This window comes from Halomonas sp. 7T (assembly GCF_025643255.1).
Classification (GTDB): domain Bacteria; phylum Pseudomonadota; class Gammaproteobacteria; order Pseudomonadales; family Halomonadaceae; genus Vreelandella.
In genome coordinates, this window is the sequence record NZ_CP087112.1 from 1026016 (window position 1) to 1047250 (window position 21235).

Consider the following 21235-nt stretch of genomic DNA (forward strand, 5'->3'; position numbering starts at 1 on the left):
CGAGGAGAGTCATACCATGACGATGATATTCGGCGTGCCACTGGCCGTGTTTATGGGCCAGCTAACGCTTGGGCTTGTGAACGGTGCCTTTTACGCACTGCTTAGTTTGGGCCTGGCGGTCATCTTCGGCCTACTGAAGATCGTCAACTTTGCCCATGGGGCACAATACATGCTGGGGGCCTTCGCCGCGCTGTTAGGCTTTCGCTACTTAGGCATTAACTACTGGTTAGCACTGCTCTTGGTGCCGCTGGTGGTCGGTGGTTTTGGCATGTTGATGGAGCGCTTCTTGCTGCGTCGTATTGCCCATTTGGATCACCTTTACGGGCTACTGCTAACGTTCGGGTTAGCGCTGATTTTTGAAGGCACGCTGGTCAACTTCTTCGGGGTTTCCGGCGCGCGTTATGCCACTCCAGAGGTACTTCAAGGGGGGCTTAACCTTGGCTTTATGTTCCTGCCTACTTACCGCGCCTGGGTACTGGTAGCGGCGTTGGCAATGTGTCTATTCACCTGGTTCATGATTGAGCGCACTCGCTTGGGCGCCTATCTACGGGCGGGTACAGAAAACTCCCAGCTTATGCAGGCATTTGGGGTTAACGTACCGCTGCTAATTACCCTTACCTATGGCTTTGGTGTTGCACTGGCTGCGTTTGCGGGCGTTCTGGCAGCTCCGCTATACCCGGTTTCACCTACCATGGGCTCAAGCCTACTGATTGTGGTGTTTGCCGTGGTGGTTATCGGGGGAATGGGCTCCATTCTGGGGGCGATTCTTACCGGCTTAGGCATGGGGGTTATCGAAGGCTTAACCAAAGTGTATTACCCGGAAGCCTCTAATACCGTGATCTTCCTGGTGATGATATTAGTGCTCATGTTACGCCCCGCTGGGCTGTTCGGTAAGGAGGCTTAACCATGGCAGATTCTCAAACAATCAAAGCACCCTCTGCGGTGTTGGAACGCCAAAAACGTGCCAATATGCGCCGCAACCTCTTCTACATAGCGCTTGTTGCAGTGGGTCTGGTGGCGCCTTTCTTAGCCTACCCAGTGTTCCTCATGAAGGTTCTCTGCTTTGCACTATTTGCTAGCGCCTTTAACTTGCTGCTGGGGTATGCGGGACTACTCTCGTTTGGGCATGCCGCGTTTCTCGCGACGGGTGGCTATATTACCGGCTACTTACTGGCAAGTTACCCAGGCTTAACGCCCGAGCTGGGCATTATCGGCGGTACCCTGATGGCTACGGTGTTAGGGCTGCTATTTGGCCTGCTGGCTATCCGTCGCCAGGGTATCTACTTCGCCATGGTGACGCTGGCGCTAGCGCAGCTTGTCTACTTCATGTTTGTACAGGCGCCCTTTACCGGTGGTGAAGACGGCTTACACGGCGTGCCACGGGGTGAACTGTTCGGCATCATCAGCCTGAGTAGTAACTTGGCGATGTACTACTTCGTGTTTGCGATCTTCTTATTCGGCTTTGCGCTTATCCAGCGGACCGTGCATTCGCCCTTTGGGCAGGTGCTGAAGGCGATTCGTGAAAACGAACCCCGTGCGGTCTCGTTAGGCTACAACGTTGATGCCTACAAACTGTTGGCCTTTGTACTCTCTGCTGCTGTCGCTGGGTTAGCGGGCTCCACCAAAACCGTGGTGTTCCAGCTGGCTTCATTAACCGATGCCCACTGGCACATGTCGGGTGAAGTGATTCTGATGACGCTGCTAGGTGGGGTAGGAACATTGCTTGGGCCTCTTATGGGTGCAGGGATTGTGGTTAGCCTGCAGCACATTTTGGCGCAGTCGCCGTTGGGTAACTGGGTAAGCGTTATTCTTGGCATTATCTTTGTGATCTGTGTGCTTAGTTTCCGCAGCGGCATTGTGGGCGAGCTAGATAAAATGTATCGCAAAAACTTTAAGTAATGGGTTAAACCGAGTCTGTCCGTTGGGTGCCAAATGGCACCCTTTTTTTGTCCTTAACATACGTCTAGTCCAAAGGTAGTGGGGCTAAGCGGTTGCGTAGGTTAAGGTAAAAATATAAGTTAACGTAAACGTCAACATGGCTAGTGACGATAACCGTCAACTACGACATTCGCTAACAACGACAAATAGCAGAGCCTGTGCCGCCTGACGCTAAACAGTGCGTTTTGCAGCCACGCTTATGCGGAGGAACGTCATGAATTTTGAGCTAAGCGAAGACCAAATTGCCTTTTCTGATATGGCACGGGCTTTTGCCCAAAACGAGTTAGAACCCCACGCAGCAGAGTGGGATGCAGAATCCTTTTTCCCCGTGGATGTTATTCGTAAAGCAGGCGAGTTAGGTTTCTGTTCGCTCTACGCGCCGGAAAGCGTAGGCGGGCTGGGTCTTTCGCGTCTGGATGCGAGCATTATTTTTGAACAGCTCTCTATGGGCTGCACTTCAACCACTGCTTATCTCACCATTCATAACATGGTGACGTGGATGCTGGCTGATTTCGGCACGCCGGAAGCGGTAGCCACGTGGGGCGAAAAACTGGCCACCGGCGAGCTGCTGGGCTCTTACTGCTTAACCGAACCCAATTCAGGCTCTGATGCGGCCTCGCTTAAAACCACAGCCAAACGTGATGGCGATGATTACGTCCTCAATGGCAGTAAGATGTTTATCTCCGGGGCGGGCAGCACCGACTTTTTAGTGGTGATGGCGCGTACCGGGGGTGAAGGCCCCAGCGGCGTTTCCGCCTTTGCGGTTGATGCGAAAACAAGCGGCATTAGCTATGGACGCAAAGAGGACAAAATGGGTTGGAACAGCCAGCCAACCCGAATGATTACCTTTGAAGATGTGCGCGTGCCTGCTAACCACCTGCTGGGTAACGAAGGCGACGGCTTCAAAATTGCCATGAAGGGGTTAGATGGTGGGCGTATCAATATCGCTACCTGCTCAATCGGTACCGCCCAGCAGGCGATCAACAAAGCCCGTGACTATATGCTGGAGCGTAAGCAATTTGGTAAGCGCTTAGCAGACTTCCAAGCGCTTCAGTTCCGTATGGCCGATATGGTGACGGAGCTTGTCGCCGCTCGCCAGTTAGTACGCATGGCCGCCACCAAGTTAGATGCAGGTCACCCGGATGCAAGCACCTACTGCGCCATGGCTAAACGGTTTGCGACGGATGTGGGCTTTAAGGTGTGCGACGAGGCGCTACAGATGTACGGCGGTAACGGCTATATCAAAGAGTACCCGATGGAACGCTACGTGCGTGATACCCGCGTGCACCGCATTTTGGAAGGTACCAACGAAATTATGCGACTGATTATTTCCCGCCGCGTGCTCTCTGATAGTGCTTCAGAGCTATAGTTAGCCACCAGCGCAGCCAACCACAAGGACAATGGAATGAGTAGCGTACTGTTTGCTGAACACGCCACCCAAGATGGCCATGTTATTGGCGAGATCACGCTTAACGCCGAGCGTTCGCTGAATGCCCTGACGTTAGAGATGATTGAAGAGATGCTGCCACGCTTGAAAGCGTGGCAAACCGACAAGCGCATTGTCGCGGTGCTGCTGGATAGCGTGGGTGAAAAAGCGTTTTGCGCCGGTGGCGATGTTGTCAATCTGTACAAAGCGATTAAAGGAGATGGCGAGCCAGACTTCCCTGAACGTTTCTTTGAGAACGAGTACCGTCTTGACTACCTGTTACATACCTACCCCAAGCCCGTTATTTGCTGGGGCAGTGGTATTGTGATGGGCGGAGGAATGGGACTGCTGAGCGGCAGCAGCCACCGAATTGTGACGGAAACTTCCCGGCTTGCGATGCCGGAAGTCACTATCGGCCTTTATCCGGACGTAGGGGCAAGCTGGTTTCTAAACCGCCTGCCGAATGGCACCGGCCGCTTTTTAGCCATGACCGGCAGCCAAATTAACGCACCGGATGCGGTTCATCTTGGCCTTGCGGACCGCGCCATTGCTAGCCACTACCGCACAGACCTGGCTCAAAAACTAATCGACGCCACCTGGGGAGAAGGAGAGCAAACCGACGCCCACGGTGTTGTCAACCGCATACTGCGCGAATTTGAGCAGGCGTCTCAAGGCGTATTTGCCGAACTAGAGACGCCTGTTCACCAGTCCGCCGCCCTGATTCGTGAGCTTATGGATCACGACACCGTTGAACAAGCGGTCGAGGCGGTGTTGGCAGTTAACAGCGATGACAAATGGTTCAGCAAAGCGCAGAAAACGCTTTCCCATGGTAGCCCCGTGTCAGTGAAGTTAATTGATGAGCAGCTTAAACGCGCCAAGCACATGTCACTGGCCGAGGTGTTTCAGTTTGAGCTAGCGCTTTCCGTGCAGTGCTGTCGTCATCAGGAGTTCCCCGAAGGCGTACGCGCCCTGTTAGTCGATAAAGACGGCCAGCCCGCGTGGAAATACCCAGACGTTTCGTCAGTTGAACAAAGCTTTATTGATGCGTTGCTGGTTTCGCCGTGGGAAGAAAGTCCACTTGCGGATCTTCGTTAACCCGTTTCTCAGCCAATTTTCTAATAAGGACAACAAAGATGACCACTGTCGCGTTTATCGGTTTAGGCAACATGGGTGGCCCAATGGCGGCCAACTTAGCGAAAGCAGGCTTCAGCGTTCGCGCGTTTGACCTTTCTGACCAAGCCTTGGAAACCGCAAAATCTCAAGGGTGTGAAATTGCGGCCTCTGCCCAGGCCGCAGCCACCGATGCCGATTTCATTATTTCCATGCTGCCCGCAGGCAAGCACGTGCAAGGCCTGTATGTAGACGGTGACCAGCCGCTGTTTGATGTGATCAAAAAAAGCGCTTTGGTCATCGACTGCTCGACCATTGATGCAGATACCGCCCGTAGCGTTGCTGCCGCTGGCGCAGAAAAAGGCGTGGGTTTTGTCGATGCGCCTGTATCTGGCGGGGTAGGTGGCGCCCAGGCGGGCACCTTAACCTTTATTGTGGGCGGCTCTGATGCCCAATTCGAACAGGCCAAGCCCGTTCTGGATGTAATGGGTAAGAACATTTTCCACGCTGGCGACCACGGCGCAGGCCAAATTGCCAAAGTCTGCAATAATATGCTGCTTTCCATCCTGATGGCGGGCACCTGCGAAGCGATCAACATGGGCGTCAAAAACGGCCTGGACCCTGCCGTGCTTTCCGAGATCATGAAACAGAGCTCTGGCGGCAACTGGGCGCTTAATGTTTACAACCCTTACCCTGGCGTGATGGAAAATGCCCCCGCCTCAAAAGGCTACCAAGGCGGCTTCCAGGTCGACCTGATGATTAAAGACCTGGGGCTCGCCATGGATGTGAGCCAGCAAAGCGCCTCACCAGTGCCGATGGGGTCAGCAGCCCGCTCACTATTTACGCTGCACAAAGCAGGCGGTAACGGTAAGCTCGACTTTTCCAGCCTGTTAACGTTTTATCAGGATAAAGACAGCGCATAAGTTGGGCTAAAAGACGGGGCAGCGCCTCGTCTTGCCATTTCGTGCCTGAGTCCGTGCCTTGAAGCGCAAGCGTGAGCGCTTTGGGTTAATCCATAAAAAAGGGGCGTTCATGATTACGCTTTGGGGCCGCAATAACTCTACCAATGTAAAAAAAGTCCTTTGGGTACTGGAAATGCTGGAGCTGCCTTACCAGCAAATTCCAGCAGGGCGGGAGCACGGGGTTAACACGACGCCTGAATATCTGGCCATGAACCCCAACGGGCTAGTGCCACTGTTAAAAGACGATGCCACCCAAAGCGTGTTCTGGGAGTCCAACGCGATTATTCGCTATCTAGCGGCCCAGTATGGTCAACACGCGCTGTGGATTGACAACCCCGCCCAGCGCGCCCAAATGGAAAAGTGGATGGATTGGTCGACAAGTGCACTAACGCCACCACACCGCAAGTTCTTATTGGGCTATATAAGAACGCCCGCGGAACAGCGCGATATGGCGCGCTTAGCACCGGTGATTACCACCTGTGAAACCTTGTTTGAACAGATGGATAATGCGCTTGCCGAGCAGCGCTGGTTCTCCGGCGATACGTTTGGCCTGGGGGATATTGCGCTTGCCCCGTTCGTTTATAACCTGCGTAACAGTGGCCTAACCTGGCAACCTCGCCCGCACCTTGAACGCTGGGCCGGACAGCTTGCCGAGCTGCCTTCCTACCGCAAGGTGGACATGATTCCCGTCTCTTAACCCAACACAGCTCAGCGGTGGGGGTTGAGTTAAAAGCGCGCTTCCAGTGCCGCAAGCGCGCTATCCAGTGCTGTGAGCGCTTCACACGTCAACCCATGCCGCTCGGCGCTTGCAATCAGTGGCCCTAAAATAGCCCCGCGCTCGGTGGGGCGTTTGGCTTCAACATCCTGCAGCATCGACGCCTTATTATGGGCGGTGTTGGCGATTACCTGCCTTACCAACGCTAACCAGGCATCGTCTCTTTGCTCGCCCGACGGTGGCGCAATGTCTTCAGCCTGTAAAATCGCCGCCACTTCCGTGACCACTGCCTCCACATGGCCCGCATAAGCGGCTTCTTGCAGCGCGCCGTTCCGCACGCCGTTTAGTGCCACCAGCGGGTTAATCGCCGCGTTCACCGCAAGCTTTTGCCACAGGCGTTGACGAATATCGCTGACAGCGGTGGCGCTAAAGCCTGCTTCATTCAACTGCGCCGCTAAGGTTTCTGCTAGCGCTGCGTGCTGATTTTCCAAATCTCCGAGAAACGTCGGCCCTCGGCCTGCGTGTACCACGCCATCGTCCCCGGTTAGGTAAGCACCTTGGGTAGTGGTAGCGCACAGCACCGGCCCAGGCCACGTTTGGTTAATGCGCGGCTGGGCGTAAAAACCGTTTTGCCACAGCACCAGCGGGGTAGAAGGGGGCAGCTGGCTAGCCACACTGGCCAGCGCCGCCTCTGCGGCCATCGCTTTGGTGGTGATATGCACAAAAGCAGGCGGTTCAGGCGTATCTGTTGCCAACTGCGCAGCCGTTAGCAAGGTTAAATGCTGGGTACGCGCTTCGCCTTCCGGTGTAGTGAGCACCTGCCGTGAAGGCAGCTCACGGCGGCCAATCACCACCACCTCAACCAACGGGGCCAGCGAGTGCGCCAGCAGGCGGCCAATGGCCCCAGGGCCAAGAATCCAATGGGTTGTCATGGGGAACACTTCATCATAAACGGGTAGACCGCCAAGCTTACCGCGTTCGGAGTGGGGTGGCGAAGAGGTGCAAAAGGGCTATCGATAGAGTTTTTGCTAGTTGCCGCGCCTTGGCAACAAGTTCAATTACAGGCGTCATGCGTCACAGTCGTCTACTGGGTGGCCACCGTTAACTTCACTTGGCTTTTTTTCCTAACGTATGCAGCTTGCGAAACCATGCGTTGCGTTTTTGCTCGCTCATCGTCTCTACGCCTCCGATCAGTGTTTCACGCACGGGAGAGAAGCCGACAAAGCCGAGGACATTGCGCTCCAATGATTTGATGCTGTGCGCCCGATAAAGGTGTCGATAAATCATCGCTGGCATGCCCATGGTCACTATGACCCGCGCCGTGCGTTCGGTCAGTCCCTTTTTTCCCAGCGGGTTGCCTTCCACATATGAGAAGGCGAAGCCCGGCCGCAGCACTTGTTCTAAAAACGCTTTCACCAGAGCTGGCATGTCGCCAAGCCACAGCGGAAAGATCAGTACCAAGTGCTGGCACCAACCGATGGATTCCTGCGCCGCTTTCAGTGAGGCTGGCAGAGAAGTTGTTTGCCACTCCTGCTGGCTGCGCAGCAGCGGAAATTCCAGAGAGGCGATGTTAATCAGGCGGACCTCGTGGCCGTTGGCCTGGGCGCCTTCGCAATAGTGATCCGCGAAAGAGTGGCACAGGTGCGCCTTACTGGCATCAGGATGGCCCTGCAGGATCAGAATTCGCTTGCTCATTTGGCGGGTTCTCGCTGTAAACAGAGGAGTAAGTGCGCGGCGGTCATTAATCACGCTTTGTGCCTGCTATTACCCAATAGCAACGCTGATTGTGCGTCGCAATAGGGTTTTTATCATGCATCGGTAGCCATGCGCCAATAAGCGGCCAATGGCTCCAGGGCCGATAATCCAATGGGTCGTCATAATCAAAAACATCACCAGCAGTGGCAGTGCCACCAAGCTTTCGGCGCTCAACGTAAGGAGCCGAAACTAAGAAAAAGCGCTAGGTACATGACTATTTTCTAATGACACGGATAAGCCGAGTTTGGTAGGTTGGAAGCTAAGCAGATTTTGTTGGCTTTAAAGTGGTTGGGCAAGAGGTTGCAAAGCGGGCTTTTGAGTCGTTTATGGCCGCTTTCGACCCTGAGCGGACGTCCCGGGAAATCCATAAGGCGCGCGAGTTCTATATATGCAGACTAATTATCAATATCGTATGTCAATTGATTAGAGTGATTTTTAGACTGCGTTTGTCGGATAAACCTGATGGCTAGTTTATCCAATCATAAGATAGGCAGGCTAATAACTGGTCGATGTGAACCGCCCCGGTTATTCCGGAGACCGGTTTGTTTGAGTCAGGCAGCTTCACCCGACTCTTCCAGTTGACGATAATACGTCCTTTCTCGTTCTGCTGGTGGAACGTTTCCGATGGGTTCCAGCAGTCGGCGGTTGTTGAACCAGTCAACCCACTCCAGCGTGGCATACTCAACGGCATCCAGTCCCCTCCATGGGCCACGATGATGGATCACCTCCGTTTTGAACAAGCCGATGATGGTTTCAGCCAGCGCATTGTCGTAGGAGTCGCCGGTGGTGCCGACTGAGGCATTGATACCCTCGTCAGCCATACGCTCGGTGTAGCGGATCGAGAGATATTGGCTTCCCCTATCACTATGATGGATCAACCCTTGTCTGTGTTTTCGTGCCCACAGAGCTTGCTCCAGAGCGTCCAGCACCAGTGCCGTTCTCATCGACGTCGCTACACGCCAACCCACGATACAGCGTGCATAAACATCGATAACCAACGCAACGTAAACGAAGCCAGACCAGGTAGCGACATAGGTAAAATCGGCCACCCAGAGCTGATTAGGACGCATGGCCGTAAAGTCACGTTTCACTAAATCAGGTGCCCGTTTCTGGCCGGGATCACTGATGGTCGTGAAGGGGCGTTGGCCTCGCACCACGCCGCGAATTCCTAGGCGGCGCATGAGCCGTTCTACAGTGCAACGAGCAACATTAACGCCTTCGCGGCGGAGTTGCCGCCAGACCTTACGGGCACCGTAGACGCAGAAGTTTTCTTCCCACACGCGCTGAATCTCAGCGGTAAGAAACGCATCCTGCCGATACCGGTCTGCCCGCCGTTCAGGATCAGCTTCAAGTGCCTTGTGGTGGTAATACGTCGATGGGGCGATTGGCAGTTGACTACAAATCGACTCGACCCCGAACTGAGCACGATGCTCGTCGATAAATGACACCATCAATTGGGTTTGCGGTCGAGCTCCGCCTGGGCGAAAAAAGCAGCCGCCTTACGGAGAATTTCATTGGCACGCTTCAATTCGGTGTTTTCACGCTCTAGTTGCTTGAGCCGTTCATGTTCAGACAGGTTAACCGAGCTGTTTTCCTGCGTGAGCTCTGTGCGCTTGCACCAGGCTCTCAAAGTCTCTGGTGTACAGCCGAACTTGCTGGCAATGGAGCAGATCGCCGCCCACTTGGACGGGTATTCGCCTTGCTGTTCAAGGACTAATCGAACAGCTCGCTCCCGGACTTCTGGGGAATATCGTTTTGGTGAGTTCATAACTCCATCCTCTCAAGATATGGAGTCTCCGGTAAAGCCGGGGCGGTTCAATGTGTTGTTTTTGCGAGTGGCATTACTAGCTAGAGGAAGCAATATAAGCATGAATAATACGGAAAGTACCCTGACCAAATGGTTTTCAGAACGACCTAAGTGGCTTCAGATTGCAGCTACTCGACTACTTCAGCAGTCTGAATTTTCCGACGAAGCCGTCTCTGATCTCGCAGATCTGTGTCGGCAGGAAGCTGATGGAAAGTTGCCCCAGAAGGCTTGTTCCATTCCTGCTAGTGCGTTCTCCCAAAACGTATCCGGTACGCTGCGTTTGTGCTCAATCAGTGATATCGAAGGAGTAAACGCCCTTGCTCCGAAGAAACCACTAGAATTTGGAAAAGGTAATATCACGATTGTTTATGGGCATAATGGGTCAGGCAAATCCGGTTACGTCAGACTCCTCAAGAATGTTTGCGGCGCCCGGGAGATGGGTACTCTCCATCCCAATGTCTATGAACCAGGCTCTGCTGTGCAGAAAGCCTGCATTTCGTTTGAGCAGGACGGTATTTCTAAGAACCATACGTGGTCAGGACAAGGTATCTGCGACGATCTCACCAGTGTCGATATTTTCGACACCTCGTTTGGCAAGGTCTTTGTAAGCAGCGAAGACGAGGTCAGCTACGAGCCGCCTGTATTATCTTTTTTGAGCTCGCTCATCCTCGCATGTGAAAACTTCACTTCAGGCTCTTCGCAAAGTACACCGCGGCCTTTTTTGTGATGGCCAGCTCTTCATTTGCTTCGGCTAATTGGCGCTTCAAGCGGGCGTTTTCTTCTGCCAACGACTGCTCTCGTTCAGAGATGTCTTGCTGAAGCTGCGCTTTGGAGCGCCACTGATAAAGCTGACTCGCATGTATACCCAGCTCACGAGCCGCTGCTGCCACACCAATGCGATCAGCCAGCGCTAACGCTTCTTGACGGTAGGCATCTGAGTAACGGGTATAAGATTTTTTCTTCATTGATGTTGTCGATCTTGCCATGGTTCACCTCATCGTAGCGTATTACATTTTTGAGGTGTCCACTGCTACTGGGCAAGATCACTACGCAGACAAGGCTGGCATGCAACCCCTGGTCGATATCACCCTGAATCCGGGTGATATCCTTCATCTGCGCGATGACCGGTTATTCCACAGCGTCGACGGGATCGAACAGCTCGACAGCGAGGCACCCTTCGAGCGGTTTATCATCATCATTAACAGCCGTTTCGTGGACGACTTCCAGAACCGAATGTTGCGTCGCCACTTCCCGGAAGCGGTTCTTAATAAAAGCTAAGGACACGCTCGTTAAATTGAGAACCTAGCAACATCAACGCCCTCGGAACTCCGGGGGCGTCTTGATTATGCGCTTGCCAAACCCGCGGAACGTTTAAGCGCCAATGGTTAGTAGGCGCCTTCGCTGTAGGTGAGTTCGTAGCTGTGGCTATAAATTTCCACAATGTTTCCGAATGGATCTTCCATGTAAATCATGCGGTAGGGTTTCTCACCCGGATAGTAGTATCGCGGCTTCTTCATGCGCCGCTTACCCCCAGCGGCCTCAATACGATCAACGAGTTCTTCCAAATTGGGGTCTTGCACAGAGAAGTGAAAGACGCCAGTTTTCCAGTATTCAAAGTTATTTTCTGGGTTGGTCTGATTCTTGAACTGAAAAAGCTCGACACCTATTCGGTCTCCGGTCGATAGATGCGCGATTCGGAAACTTTCCCACCCGGCTCCAAATACATCCGTACACATTTCTCCGATGGCGCTGTCATCCTCTTCGATCTTGGTGGGTTCCATGATCAGATACCAGCCCATCACTTCGGTGTAGAACTGTACGGCTTGCTCAAGATCCGGTACGGAAATACCGATGTGCGAGAAGTTTCTTGGGTAGACGCTGTGCATTGCTTGTCCTCCTTTAGTGAGACTGACGTCAGGTTACAGAGCGCCTGTAATCATTTAAAATTATCATTTTTGATTATAGTGATCATATATCGTGATGATTAACACTACTTGGCTACGCACCTTTTGCGCCCTCGTGGATGTAGGACATTTTACCCGTACAGCCGAGCGTCTACACATGACGCAGTCAGGGGTGAGTCAGCATATACGTAAGCTGGAAGAGCAGCTTGGCACCGAATTGCTTGTGAGGCAGGGTAAACAGTTTTATCTATCGGGGGCCGGCGAACGGCTGTATATCGAGGCGCAGGACATTCTCTTTGCGTTGTCGAACCTTGAACAGAAAGTCGGCGAAGATCCACCCTTTGAAGGGTGTGTGCGGCTTATGTCGCCGGGAAGTGTCGGGCTGAAGGTTTATCCGCATTTGTTGGCGTTACAGAGCAGGTACGCGGAACTGGTTATTGATTACCGGTTTGCGCCAAATCCAGATGTTGAAAGCGCAATTGTCGAGTCTAAGGTTGATCTCGGGTTTATGACGTCGAAATCGACCCTGGCTGACGTAATCTGTACGCCCATTGCGCAAGAATCACTGTTGTTGGTAACACCTGCTACCGTAAAAGAGCCGGGTTGGGACACTCTCATGACCCTGGGGTTTATCGATCACCCCGATGGAAGTCATCATGCAAACCTGCTGCTGGGCGCCAATTACCCTGATTTTCAGCACAGCAGCCAGTTTCCCAAAAAGGGGTTCTCAAACCAGATCAGTTTGATTCTAGAGCCGGTCAGCATGGGCTTGGGCTTTACCGTCTTACCTGCACATGCAGTTGAAGCTTTTGAGAAGTCAGAGCACATTAACGTTCATCGGCTCGCGACTCCCGTCAGCGAAACGCTATATCTTTGTTTACATCGGCATCGGGCGCTTCAGGCGAGAATGAAGACTGTCATAGCTGAAGCCCAGCGGTGGCTTTAAACTGCCCCAGTTTGACCAATGGCATTACGAAGACGCGCTAAACACATAATTGGATGGCATGCGCTGTCTTTAAAATTGCCCATGATAGCGCATACCATCGTTAGCCAATCGCTCCCTTCTTATTCGCGCATTAGCGTTTGCTCGACAGCTTCCCAGCCGGGTTCACCATGGCGTGTGGTCACGCCGTCAAGAAAGGCCTGAACACGCTCGCTGTTGTTACGTATCCATTCAAGCGCGACCTGTTCTGGCTCATTCTCTTCATAGCTGAAGCCGTAAATCATTGCGCTTTGATCATCGGCAGTGAAAGTGATTTGATCCAATAGGCGCGTGGCGTTGGGATTTCCCTCCGAAAACGCAGTGGTGACCAAGGTTTTGACATCGCTTCTGCCACCTCCGTCGCCCCAGATATTCTCGGGATCGTCGAGATACTCAATGTCGTATTCGATGTTCATCCAGTGCGGCGTCCAACCGGCAAACACCACCCACTCATCACGGCTCATGGCATCCGCTGCGGCACTTAACATGCCAGGTGTTGAGGTTTCAGAGAGTTTCCATTCCTCCAAGCCATACACATTGTCGTCCACGGCGGCGTTGAGCAGATCGCTCATTCCGGAGCCAACTTCAATAGAGTAGATAGTGCGGTTAACGCGCTCGGCGAATTCCTCATCGGCGAACTGTTCGGCGGAGGTGAAGCCCGCCTCGTAAGCATAGGCTGGAACGGCAAAACCTAACCGCGCACCATCGACATTATTGCCCAAATCTACGATTGTTCCGCGCTCCAGGGCGGTTTCGTACATGCCGTTTTGCGCAGGCAGCCAAGCCGCCATGAAGGCATCAATTTCACCCTGATTCATGGCTTCATAGGTAATGGTGGAACCAAGCTCCTGCTGGCGAACGTTGTAACCCAAGGCTTCTAGGAGTTGCGCAGTCAACGCGGTTTTGACCGTTACGCCGGGCCAGGCGGGCACGGCGAAGCGAACGGTGTCGGCGTCATCTTGAGCGAAGGTGGGTGCACTCAACAGTACAGATGAGAGCAGTACGCCACTGATAGGGATAGCGCTAAACCAACGCGAGCAAGTCATAGGAAGTTCCTTTGTTGTAAAGACCCTATGAGACTACCGTGCCTTGGGCAGAGTGGCTAGTTGGCACTTGCTTAGACCATGGCCGAGCTGGCCTGGGTGGGGCTGACACTAGCAAGGCGTTGCTGAGAGGCGCGCCTCACCATCCGGTAACGCGAGCGAATTTCATCGCGTTCCATGTAGCAACCTTGCAGCCAACGATGACCGCTCGTGCCTTCGAACGCATCGCGGGCGTGGAGAAGTCGGCGGTTATCGAAGATCACCAAATCGCCTGGCTGATAGGTGAAGCGAATGGCGAATGCAGGGTCGTGCAGCATTTTCTGAAGAACCATTAGAGCTTCATAAGCGGGTTCTACGTCCTCAAAACGCGTTTGCAGCGGCCCACGTAGGAAATCGGCGATGCGCACTTCTAACAGCTCGCCGCGATCATCAAGACGGATCATTGGCGAGTACCAGACGTAATCAGTGGTCTTGGCGGTATTCGCAAAGCACCAACGTACCTGGGTAAGCGTGGTAAAGGTGTCCGGGTGGCGCTCGCGCAGTGCCTCGGCCACCGCAAACCCGTCTAGCATCACTGCCTCGCCGCCTTTCACGCTGTTTTCCAGGCAGTGGAGCATTTGCATACCCGGCTGATACTCCCGAGTGGGTAGGTCGACATGTGGGGGCAGGGCGATGGACGTATACGCGTTGGAATCCGGGTTCGGTTTGGCTTTCACGTTGAACAGCAGGCCGAAGTTGGTGGGCCTTACGGGGCCGATGCGCTGCGCAATCGCTTCGAGTGAGCCGGGTTCAATAGGCAGGTTGCGCAGGCGCACCAACCCCTTGCCCAATATGCTGGTAAGTGCAGGAGCGAGAATCTCCTCTTCCGCTTGGCTGCCTTCTTCGGTGTCAAGCAGGCCGGTGGCGTCCAAGGTGTCTGGGCCATCTTCTGAGTCTCGCTGCCACGTCGTGACCGGTACAAGCGGTGCTTCTGGATCGTCAGCGTTGCCGTAGTCGTGCGCTCGCAGCCAGCCAGGGTGGAAGCGTAAGCGCCGTCCTTCGGGTGCGAAATCAACGCACAGCGCGCCGGCTTCATCAATCTCGGCGCCGGTAATCTCAGGCCAGCTAGTCAAGGTGGAAAGATCAAGAATACGTTCGCGCGTGGCCGGGTTGACGGTTGTTTCGTCGGCCGCGTTTTCGCGTAGCCAGATACTGTGGTAGCGGCTCTCACGGCCGTCGCTCCAGGACACCGTTAGCAGGCGTGGCTTGAAAGACACTTCGTGCAGCTGAGCTTCAACAGGCCACACATCGTAATCAGGGGTGAGGGGAAGGGATTGAGTCATGTGGCGCTCCTAAGCGATAAGTGATGACGCTTAGGATGCCGGTTAGGTGGTTAGGCTGCGCAGCAGGATTCGACAGAAACTATGCATAATTCGACACTGCCTGCTGGCGTAACTGGCGAGGCGTGGCGCCGTAGCGGTGGCGAAAGGCGCGGCTGAAGCTCGAAGGAGAGGCAAAGCCACAGGCCAGGCTGATATCCATAATGCTATGCGGCGTTTCACACAGCAGTCGATAAGCGTGATCTAAGCGCCGAGCTAGGTAGGTCTGTTGGGGAGACATCGCTAAATGTCGGGCGAAAAGGCGGTCGAGACGACGCCAGTTAATGCCAAGTTCGTGCGCCAGCGTGCGGATACTAAGCGGCGACGCCAGATTCGCCTCCATCAAGGCAATAGCCTGTTGAAGCATCGGCTCTTGTGGCATCGCGGGGTCGCGCTGGCGACTGGCCGGGCGACGCCCCTGCACATGAATGAGCTGGGCGCGCACCTGTTTGGCGAGCGCGTCACCGTGCCGTCGCCGGATGAGGTCGAGGCTCATGTCGATAGCGGCACTGCCGCCAGCGCAGGAGAAGCCCTCCTCGGTAATCTCATAAATCGACTCCACAGCGTCCACTCGCGGAAAGCGGGTGCGGAAGTCTGTCAGGCATTCCCAGTGCAGGGTCACCGTTTGATCACCAAGCAGGCCAGCGGCAGCAAGCGCGTAGCAGCCGGTATCGATACCGCCAAGCACGCATCCGTCGCGGGCGCGCTCCCGCAGCCAGCTAATGAGTTCGTCATCAAGGCCATTCTCAGGCTCAAAGCTTGCGCAGACTGCCAAGCTAGGCACCTCAAGGGCAGCGCGAAGCGAGCTATTCACGGCGAGTGTCATGCCGTTAGAGGCCGTGACGGGTTCGCCATCGCGGCTGATCAAATGCCACTCAAACAGCGGGCGTCCGTTGATGCGATTGGCAATGCGTAGTGGCTCAATCGCAGAGAAGAACGCCACCATGGCGAAGCGCGGCAGAAGCAAAAAACCAATGTGCTCGGGTACCGTATCGGGAGGCTTAAGTCTCATCGTTGTCAAGAAGGCATAGGAAAGCGGCGCTCTTGGAAGCGTTAAATCGTTTAGTCCAAAGACGTAAATCGCTGAGTGTGCCACACAATGGTGAGCGCAGTCGTGCCTTAGCGTCCATCAGATACTCAAGGGGCGTGTGATGCGCTTGAGTTCTAGGTAGGCATTCAGGCACTGCCTAGCTTCAAGTGAGCTAGGCGCTGGAACGTTGGCTACGCTGCGTGCACAAACAACCTTTCTCGTATAAAAATACGACTTCCTTAACAAAAGTGGCTTTTAATACCCGCCTAAACTATAAGAATACATAGCGTTGACCGATTGGTAAGTGTGACAACTTAAGAACAAGTGCGGTGTTACTTCACGGGGAGAGTAGGACGTTGGCGTTACAAAAACAGCAGAACCAAGTGCACTGGTTGACTGGCCAATTTTGCGACGCTTACCTGGAGCTGGGGTATCGCCAATCCATATACCAAAGCGTAAGAGCCGAGTTCAGCCTTGCGGTGAACGTGGCGGCCTTTGTGTTTGGGATGTTCGCAATTGCCGATTACTATCTGCTGGGCCTGAGCAGGGAGTTCTATCTGCTGCTAGCGATGCGCGTGGTGGTGGTAAGTACCTGTTTGCTCGTTGCTTTTACGGTAAAGCGCTGGGGTGGCACCGACTACCGCCCGTGGCTTCACGCCCTGCCGCTCTGGGTGTTCGCCACAGGCATTATTTTGATAGTACCGCTGCGCCCTGAAAGCATCTCTACGCAAATTACCGCTGTCGTGGTTGCGACCATGGCGTTTTACCTTCTGATCCCTAATTTGTTAACCGTCGTGACGGCGGCCAGCCTTTATCTAAATATCGGCTTTTTAACGGCGGCGGTGCTGTTTGCCGGGCTGGCTCCTATTCCTACGCTGCTGGTCTCACTGCTGCTAATTATGGGGGTGGTGGTAGGCTTCGGCGCTTTACTACGTTTGGAAAGCCTGCAGCGTAAGCAGTATGCGTTGTTGCATGAAGAGCGAGATCAAAACCGCCAGCTCCATCAAGAGATTGCGCACCGGAAATCGCTAGAGGAGCAGCTAAGAGTGCTCGCAGAGCGAGATGCACTCACCAGTCTCAACAACCGTGGTCACTTTATACACCTGGCAACAAAGCTTCTGCAGCGCTCCCAATCTGAAAACGCACCCTTTAGCTTGCTGATGATCGATATCGATCACTTTAAGCACATCAACGACACCTGGGGGCATAGTTATGGGGATTGGGTGCTGACCACGATAGCCAAGACCTGCGAGCAGTCGCTGCGCCCGGGAGATATCATCGGGCGGTTTGGAGGGGAGGAGTTTGTGGTCGCTTTGCCCAACACTACAACCAGCGATGCGCAGCTAATCGCCGAGCGGTTAAAACAGCGGGTTGCCGAGCTTTCACGGGCAGAAGGTATGCGCCCACTACTATGCCCAAGCGTGACGATTGGTGTGGCAACAACGCAGGCTGAAGAGACCGATCTTGATGCCTTGATTAAGAGTGCCGATGAGAGGCTTTATGTGGGTAAGCGCAGCGGCAGAGACCAAGTGGTGGTATGCGACGAGGGTGTAAGAAACGACAATTAAACCTCAAGCAAGACACCGTGCAGCTGCTCGTCATGGCCCCGTGCATGTTTGGCTAGCGCCGCACGTGTTTGGTCATGCAGTAAGCTCATCGCGTAGCTCACTGGCTAAGCGACCTACCAAGGCGTAGATCGAGAGCTGGGGGTTGGCGCCAATGCTGGTGGGAAATAAGGAGCCGTCCAGAATAGACAGGTTGCTGATGTGGTGATGGCGGCCTTGGCTATTGGTGACTGCCCGCTGCGGATCTTCTCCCATGGCGCAACCGCCCATTACATGGGCACTGGCAAGGCGCACATCGTGAAGACGGTAGCTAAGCTGTTCAATTTGAGCTTGGTACTCAGCTAAGTTGCGGCTTAAGCGACCATGGGCGTGTACCGGCGCAACAGCGATGGCACCTGCGGCAAACTGAATTTCTCCCATCGCCAACCAGGCCCGGCGCACGGCTTGCCAAAGGAAGTCGTTGAGCGGGTAATCCAGCGTTGGGCTACCGTCCTTACGCAGGATAACGGTGCCCCCGGTGCTCTGCTCATGAAACCCATCGCGCATTAGCGCAATCATCAGGTTGCTATAAGCCAGTTGCTCCATGCGTGCCAAGCTTTGCGAACCATGCCCGCCCAGCAGCGCTGCAGTGATACTAGGCTGCATAGGCGGCACTTCTAGCTTAAACCCCATGGGCCCGGTCGTGCCCTGCGCCCACTGAAACTGGTCGGAGTAGATCGATTGTGGCGCGCCATAAAAGCCATCAATACGGTGCTCAAACTGGGCAAAAGAAAAATTGACCGGGTGTAGAAACGTGCGTTTGCCCAGCCGGTTGTAAGGGTCGGGTGCCTGCGATCGCAGCAGTAGGGCGGGGCTATTTATACCGCCGCCTGCCAAAATCACATGGCCCGCACGTAGGGTAATAGAAGCGCCGTCTGCTTGGTTTAGCGTGGCGTTCATGGCGCGTGCCTGCACGCCGCTCACTCGGTTGCCGTCAAATATCAACCGTTCGGCGCGTAGCCGGTGTATGAGCCGAGCGCCAGCGTTCAGCGCCGCCGGGAGGCTGGTTACCAGCATAGACTGCTTGGCATTTAGCGGGCAGCCCGTGCCGCAATAGCCCAGGTTGGCGCAGCCACGCACATTGCGCGGTATCGTTGCCCAGTGCCACCTCAGCTGTTCGCAGCCTGATTTGATGACGTCGTTATTGGCATTGGGCGGCACTTGCCAGGGGCTAATGCCAAGCTGCTGTTCGGCCTGTTCAAACCAAGGCGCTAAACTCGCGCTATCAATCCCCTTGACCTGATGAACGTCTGCCCAGTGCTGCAGCGTAGCATCTGGGGTGCGAAAGCTGCTGGTCCAGTTCACCGTGGTAGAGCCGCCCACGCTGCGGCCTTGCAGTATGCCAATGCCTCCATCTTGTGTGGTCCGCGCTGCTCCCTCTTGGTAAAGCTGGGCATAGGCGTTGGCTTCGTCGCCTTTGAAGCTGGTAGAGGTAAACAGGCCGCCTTCCTCAATGATGAGTACGCGTAGACCCGCTTCTGAGAGAATGCGCGCGCTGGTCGCGCCGCCGGCGCCGCTCCCTATAATCAGGACATCCGCGCTAAACTCGGCGCCGCTGTTGAGCGTGGTGGCATCGGTGACCTGCCATCCTTGTGCGATGCCTTGGGTATATAGGTCGGGAATCGGCATGGTGGTGTCCCTATCAGAAAACGGGCGGGCCGGGATAGCCAGTGTGTTCCCAGGAGGCCGGTAACGCATACCACGCCATTAATAGCAGCTGGCTTAAGGCAGCATGGCCCTGGCGTAATAGGTCGAAGCGGCTATCGCGCCAGCGTTCGAGAAAATGCACGACCTGGGCCGGCTCGGCGTTTTCCCAGTGGCCCCAAATGCCAGTCAACGGGCCGCGGGTTAACCGCATGCTCAGTAGGTCAAGCAGCTCATACACATCCTGGTGCACGTGGGTCGACATATAAGCCAAGCTTTCATCTAGCCGCTTTAGGGCGGCCGGTAGATGGGCGGGCATAGCGGGGTGTGCGCCAACAAGTGCAGGCAAAATAGCGCCTAAGATGGGTAGGTCGCTGCTACGCAGTATGCGGTAGTCAGTTGCTGGCTCGCTGCTGCTACAGCCTGTCAGCGTGGCCGTTACACCCACGGTGGTTAGCGCTACGCTTGCGCCAGCGCCCAGCTTGAGCAGCTCGCGACGGCTTAACCTAACCTGGGTGGTGGAGGGCATGGTTTATCTCATCTATGCGGCTTAGCCACTGTTGTTGTTATATCAGCCAATAACCTAGAGTAACCGTGTTAGCCCGTCAATTGGATGAAGGTTGCCAACGCCGGAGGCAGCGCTAAAGCGTAAACAAGCTATCTCGGCTATTTAAGAGGTTAAGCATACGTTCTATGCCATCCTGGTTATTACTGCGGCTTGCTGACGCCATCCTCATTATCCACGTGCTGTTTGTGGCCTTTGTGGTGTTTGGTTTGGTGGCGATCTATGTCGGTTATTTTCTTAACTGGCGCTGGGTGCGTCGCCGTGTTTTTCGGGTCACTCACCTTTGCGCCATCGGTTATGTCGTAGTGCAGTCCTGGTTAGGCATGGTGTGCCCATTAACCACGTGGGAAATGGCGCTTCGCGCTGAAGCGGGGGCAGGCACCTATTCAGGCTCCTTTATTCAGCACTGGCTGCATCGTTTTTTGTATTTCACTGCGCCAGATTGGGTATTTGTGCTGATATATAGCCTATTTGGTAGCTTGGTGGTGGCAAGCTGGTTCGTGGTGCGGCCACGCTCACGCCGTCGCTAGTACGTTTAAAGCGCTTAAGTGCTACTATTTTTGCTAATGGAATAGCCACTCCGTTGCACTCTCGTGCTCTCGCTCAACGAAGGAAAAATTATGTCGATTACGCTCATTGTTGTGTTGGCGATCCTCGCCGCTCTTGTTTTCTATGTGGTTGCCATCTACAACCGCCTTGTGGCATTGCGAAACCGGTTCCAGAATGCCTTTGCTCAGATTGAAGTGCAGCTGAAGCGCCGCCACGACTTGATTCCTAATCTGGTGGAGACGGCAAAGGGCTACCTCAGCCATGAGCGGGAAACGCTGCAGGCGGTGATTGAGGCACGTAACACTGCGTCGGCGGGCTTGAAAGCGGCTGCTGAAAACCCAGGTAGCGCCAAGGCGATGGCTGATTTAGGCGGGGCTGAAGGCGCGCTGACACAAGCAATGGGGCGGCTTAATGTGGTGATGGAAGCCTATCCAGACTTGAAAGCCTCGCAGAACATGCAGCAGCTCTCTGAAGAGCTCACCAGTACTGAAAACAAAGTGGCGTTTTCGCGCCAGGCATTTAATGACTCCGTGATGCACTACAACACCTACAGGCAGAGTTTTCCCCAGGTGGCGGTGGCCGGCATGTTCGGCCATGGCGAAGATGCTGCGTTGCTAGAGTTTGAAGACAGCGCCCAAATTCAGGTGGCGCCTAAGGTGTCGTTCTAAATAACCGCGGAGTGGACAGGGCTAATGGATTTTTTTACTGCACAGGATCACGCTCGCCGCAAAACCGGTCACTTGGTTATTTTACTCGTACTGGCCGTGCTCGCCCTAATTATTGTCACCACGCTGGTCGTTGTCCTTACGCTGCATTTTATGGGCGGAGAGCAATCCGCTGCCC

The 21235-nt window shown here is 54.5% G+C and carries 20 protein-coding genes, 1 pseudogene and 1 other annotated feature; of the genes and pseudogenes, 11 read left to right on the plus strand and 10 right to left on the minus strand.

Translation table 11 applies throughout. The annotated features are described in order from the left end of the window. Nucleotides 1-16: 16 nt before the first annotated feature. From LOS15_RS04690 to LOS15_RS04715, 6 genes are all read left to right on the plus strand, one after another. Nucleotides 17-904, plus strand: coding sequence for a branched-chain amino acid ABC transporter permease (locus LOS15_RS04690; RefSeq protein WP_263068471.1), 888 nt, complete (start codon nucleotides 17-19; stop codon nucleotides 902-904). Between the two features lie 2 nt (nucleotides 905-906). Continuing rightward, nucleotides 907-1899 (plus strand): branched-chain amino acid ABC transporter permease, encoded by a 993-nt coding sequence (locus LOS15_RS04695; protein WP_263068472.1) that lies wholly within the window; start codon nucleotides 907-909, stop codon nucleotides 1897-1899. A gap of 253 nt (nucleotides 1900-2152) precedes the next feature. Next, nucleotides 2153-3307 carry an acyl-CoA dehydrogenase family protein gene (locus LOS15_RS04700; RefSeq protein ID WP_263068474.1) on the plus strand — a complete coding sequence of 385 codons (1155 nt, stop codon included), beginning with the start codon at nucleotides 2153-2155 and terminating at the stop codon, nucleotides 3305-3307. A gap of 36 nt (nucleotides 3308-3343) precedes the next feature. Then, complete coding sequence (locus tag LOS15_RS04705) at nucleotides 3344-4459, plus strand: enoyl-CoA hydratase/isomerase family protein (RefSeq protein ID WP_263068476.1); 1116 nt, start codon at nucleotides 3344-3346, stop codon at nucleotides 4457-4459. 38 nt (nucleotides 4460-4497) lie between these two features. After that, nucleotides 4498-5397, plus strand: a complete 900-nt coding sequence (mmsB, locus tag LOS15_RS04710) for a 3-hydroxyisobutyrate dehydrogenase (RefSeq protein WP_263068478.1) — start codon at nucleotides 4498-4500, stop codon at nucleotides 5395-5397. 109 nt (nucleotides 5398-5506) lie between these two features. After that, nucleotides 5507-6133, plus strand: a complete 627-nt coding sequence (locus tag LOS15_RS04715) for a glutathione S-transferase family protein (RefSeq protein WP_263068480.1) — start codon at nucleotides 5507-5509, stop codon at nucleotides 6131-6133. Nucleotides 6134-6162: 29 nt separating this feature from the next. Here LOS15_RS04715 and LOS15_RS04720 read toward each other — a convergent pair whose 3' ends face one another. The 4 genes and pseudogenes from LOS15_RS04720 to LOS15_RS04735 all read right to left on the minus strand — a co-directional run. Continuing rightward, the gene (locus tag LOS15_RS04720) at nucleotides 6163-7083 is read right to left on the minus strand and encodes a ketopantoate reductase family protein (protein ID WP_263068482.1); all 921 of its coding nucleotides are present in this window, start codon (nucleotides 7081-7083) and stop codon (nucleotides 6163-6165) included. Between the two features lie 175 nt (nucleotides 7084-7258). Next, nucleotides 7259-7846, minus strand: coding sequence for an NAD(P)H-dependent oxidoreductase (locus LOS15_RS04725; protein ID WP_263068484.1), 588 nt, complete (start codon nucleotides 7844-7846; stop codon nucleotides 7259-7261). 611 nt (nucleotides 7847-8457) lie between these two features. After that, nucleotides 8458-9674, minus strand: a protein-coding gene (locus tag LOS15_RS04730) for an IS3 family transposase (RefSeq protein ID WP_263068485.1) whose coding sequence is annotated in 2 segments (ribosomal slippage) — nucleotides 8458-9389 and nucleotides 9389-9674 — 1218 coding nt in all. Because the reading frame shifts where the segments join, the coding sequence is not laid out codon by codon here. Beyond that, nucleotides 9283-9399 (minus strand) — a sequence feature (AL1L pseudoknot). (Overlaps the previous gene by 117 nt.) 714 nt (nucleotides 9675-10388) lie before the next feature. Then, nucleotides 10389-10699, minus strand: a pseudogene (locus LOS15_RS04735) (transposase); the annotation flags it as partial. Between LOS15_RS04735 and LOS15_RS04740 the strand changes: the two are divergent. Next, nucleotides 10698-10991 (plus strand): 2OG-Fe dioxygenase family protein, encoded by a 294-nt coding sequence (locus LOS15_RS04740; RefSeq protein WP_263068486.1) that lies wholly within the window; start codon nucleotides 10698-10700, stop codon nucleotides 10989-10991. The pseudogene LOS15_RS04735 and the gene LOS15_RS04740 sit on opposite strands and share 2 nt — an antisense overlap. Nucleotides 10992-11098: 107 nt before the next feature. Here LOS15_RS04740 and LOS15_RS04745 read toward each other — a convergent pair whose 3' ends face one another. After that, nucleotides 11099-11599, minus strand: coding sequence for a lactoylglutathione lyase family protein (locus tag LOS15_RS04745; RefSeq protein WP_263068488.1), 501 nt, complete (start codon nucleotides 11597-11599; stop codon nucleotides 11099-11101). 94 nt (nucleotides 11600-11693) lie between these two features. On the opposite strand from LOS15_RS04745, the gene LOS15_RS04750 reads away from it, so the two are divergent. Beyond that, a complete protein-coding gene (locus tag LOS15_RS04750) occupies nucleotides 11694-12563 on the plus strand; it encodes a LysR family transcriptional regulator (protein ID WP_263069626.1) in 870 nt (289 codons plus the stop codon). A 119-nt stretch (nucleotides 12564-12682) separates the two neighbouring features. Here LOS15_RS04750 and LOS15_RS04755 read toward each other — a convergent pair whose 3' ends face one another. The 3 genes from LOS15_RS04755 to LOS15_RS04765 all read right to left on the minus strand — a co-directional run bounded on the left by LOS15_RS04755 (nucleotide 12683) and on the right by LOS15_RS04765 (nucleotide 16012). After that, complete coding sequence (locus tag LOS15_RS04755; RefSeq protein ID WP_263068490.1) at nucleotides 12683-13645, minus strand: ABC transporter substrate-binding protein; 963 nt, start codon at nucleotides 13643-13645, stop codon at nucleotides 12683-12685. A gap of 71 nt (nucleotides 13646-13716) precedes the next feature. Next, nucleotides 13717-14964, minus strand: coding sequence for a TauD/TfdA family dioxygenase (locus LOS15_RS04760; RefSeq protein WP_263068491.1), 1248 nt, complete (start codon nucleotides 14962-14964; stop codon nucleotides 13717-13719). Between the two features lie 79 nt (nucleotides 14965-15043). Continuing rightward, the gene (locus LOS15_RS04765) at nucleotides 15044-16012 is read right to left on the minus strand and encodes a GlxA family transcriptional regulator (RefSeq protein WP_263068492.1); all 969 of its coding nucleotides are present in this window, start codon (nucleotides 16010-16012) and stop codon (nucleotides 15044-15046) included. 374 nt (nucleotides 16013-16386) lie between these two features. Here LOS15_RS04765 and LOS15_RS04770 point away from each other — a divergent pair, with 374 nt between their 5' ends. Beyond that, a complete protein-coding gene (locus tag LOS15_RS04770; RefSeq protein WP_263068493.1) occupies nucleotides 16387-17598 on the plus strand; it encodes a GGDEF domain-containing protein in 1212 nt (403 codons plus the stop codon). Nucleotides 17599-17670: 72 nt separating this feature from the next. On the opposite strand, the gene LOS15_RS04775 is transcribed toward LOS15_RS04770, so the two are convergent. Together LOS15_RS04775 and LOS15_RS04780 are read right to left on the minus strand one after the other, a co-directional pair. After that, nucleotides 17671-19263 (minus strand): GMC family oxidoreductase, encoded by a 1593-nt coding sequence (locus tag LOS15_RS04775; RefSeq protein WP_263068494.1) that lies wholly within the window; start codon nucleotides 19261-19263, stop codon nucleotides 17671-17673. 13 nt (nucleotides 19264-19276) lie between these two features. Beyond that, nucleotides 19277-19807, minus strand: a complete 531-nt coding sequence (locus LOS15_RS04780) for a Tat pathway signal protein (RefSeq protein ID WP_263068496.1) — start codon at nucleotides 19805-19807, stop codon at nucleotides 19277-19279. Nucleotides 19808-19971: 164 nt separating this feature from the next. Between LOS15_RS04780 and LOS15_RS04785 the strand changes: the two genes are divergently transcribed. Beyond that, the gene (locus LOS15_RS04785) at nucleotides 19972-20373 is read left to right on the plus strand and encodes a DUF2784 domain-containing protein (RefSeq protein WP_263068498.1); all 402 of its coding nucleotides are present in this window, start codon (nucleotides 19972-19974) and stop codon (nucleotides 20371-20373) included. A 90-nt stretch (nucleotides 20374-20463) separates the two neighbouring features. Then, nucleotides 20464-21060, plus strand: a complete 597-nt coding sequence (locus LOS15_RS04790; RefSeq protein WP_263068499.1) for a LemA family protein — start codon at nucleotides 20464-20466, stop codon at nucleotides 21058-21060. Nucleotides 21061-21235: the final 175 nt, after the last annotated feature.

Bases quoted from the DNA above. Each gene is read 5' to 3' on its own strand.
- LOS15_RS04740 (WP_263068486.1), top strand. From the start codon at position 10,698: ATGGTTCACCTCATCGTAGCGTATTACATTTTTGAGGTGTCCACTGCT.
- LOS15_RS04750 (WP_263069626.1), top strand. From the start codon at position 11,694: ATGATTAACACTACTTGGCTACGCACCTTTTGCGCCCTCGTGGATGTA.
- LOS15_RS04785 (WP_263068498.1), top strand. From the start codon at position 19,972: ATGCCATCCTGGTTATTACTGCGGCTTGCTGACGCCATCCTCATTATC.
- LOS15_RS04715 (WP_263068480.1), top strand. From the start codon at position 5,507: ATGATTACGCTTTGGGGCCGCAATAACTCTACCAATGTAAAAAAAGTC.
- LOS15_RS04755 (WP_263068490.1), bottom strand. From the start codon at position 13,645: ATGACTTGCTCGCGTTGGTTTAGCGCTATCCCTATCAGTGGCGTACTG.
- LOS15_RS04695 (WP_263068472.1), top strand. From the start codon at position 907: ATGGCAGATTCTCAAACAATCAAAGCACCCTCTGCGGTGTTGGAACGC.
- LOS15_RS04790 (WP_263068499.1), top strand. From the start codon at position 20,464: ATGTCGATTACGCTCATTGTTGTGTTGGCGATCCTCGCCGCTCTTGTT.
- LOS15_RS04705 (WP_263068476.1), top strand. From the start codon at position 3,344: ATGAGTAGCGTACTGTTTGCTGAACACGCCACCCAAGATGGCCATGTT.
- LOS15_RS04700 (WP_263068474.1), top strand. From the start codon at position 2,153: ATGAATTTTGAGCTAAGCGAAGACCAAATTGCCTTTTCTGATATGGCA.
- LOS15_RS04720 (WP_263068482.1), bottom strand. From the start codon at position 7,083: ATGACAACCCATTGGATTCTTGGCCCTGGGGCCATTGGCCGCCTGCTG.
- LOS15_RS04725 (WP_263068484.1), bottom strand. From the start codon at position 7,846: ATGAGCAAGCGAATTCTGATCCTGCAGGGCCATCCTGATGCCAGTAAG.
- LOS15_RS04775 (WP_263068494.1), bottom strand. From the start codon at position 19,263: ATGCCGATTCCCGACCTATATACCCAAGGCATCGCACAAGGATGGCAG.
- mmsB (WP_263068478.1), top strand. From the start codon at position 4,498: ATGACCACTGTCGCGTTTATCGGTTTAGGCAACATGGGTGGCCCAATG.
- LOS15_RS04765 (WP_263068492.1), bottom strand. From the start codon at position 16,012: ATGAGACTTAAGCCTCCCGATACGGTACCCGAGCACATTGGTTTTTTG.
- LOS15_RS04760 (WP_263068491.1), bottom strand. From the start codon at position 14,964: ATGACTCAATCCCTTCCCCTCACCCCTGATTACGATGTGTGGCCTGTT.
- LOS15_RS04745 (WP_263068488.1), bottom strand. From the start codon at position 11,599: ATGCACAGCGTCTACCCAAGAAACTTCTCGCACATCGGTATTTCCGTA.
- LOS15_RS04780 (WP_263068496.1), bottom strand. From the start codon at position 19,807: ATGCCCTCCACCACCCAGGTTAGGTTAAGCCGTCGCGAGCTGCTCAAG.
- LOS15_RS04690 (WP_263068471.1), top strand. From the start codon at position 17: ATGACGATGATATTCGGCGTGCCACTGGCCGTGTTTATGGGCCAGCTA.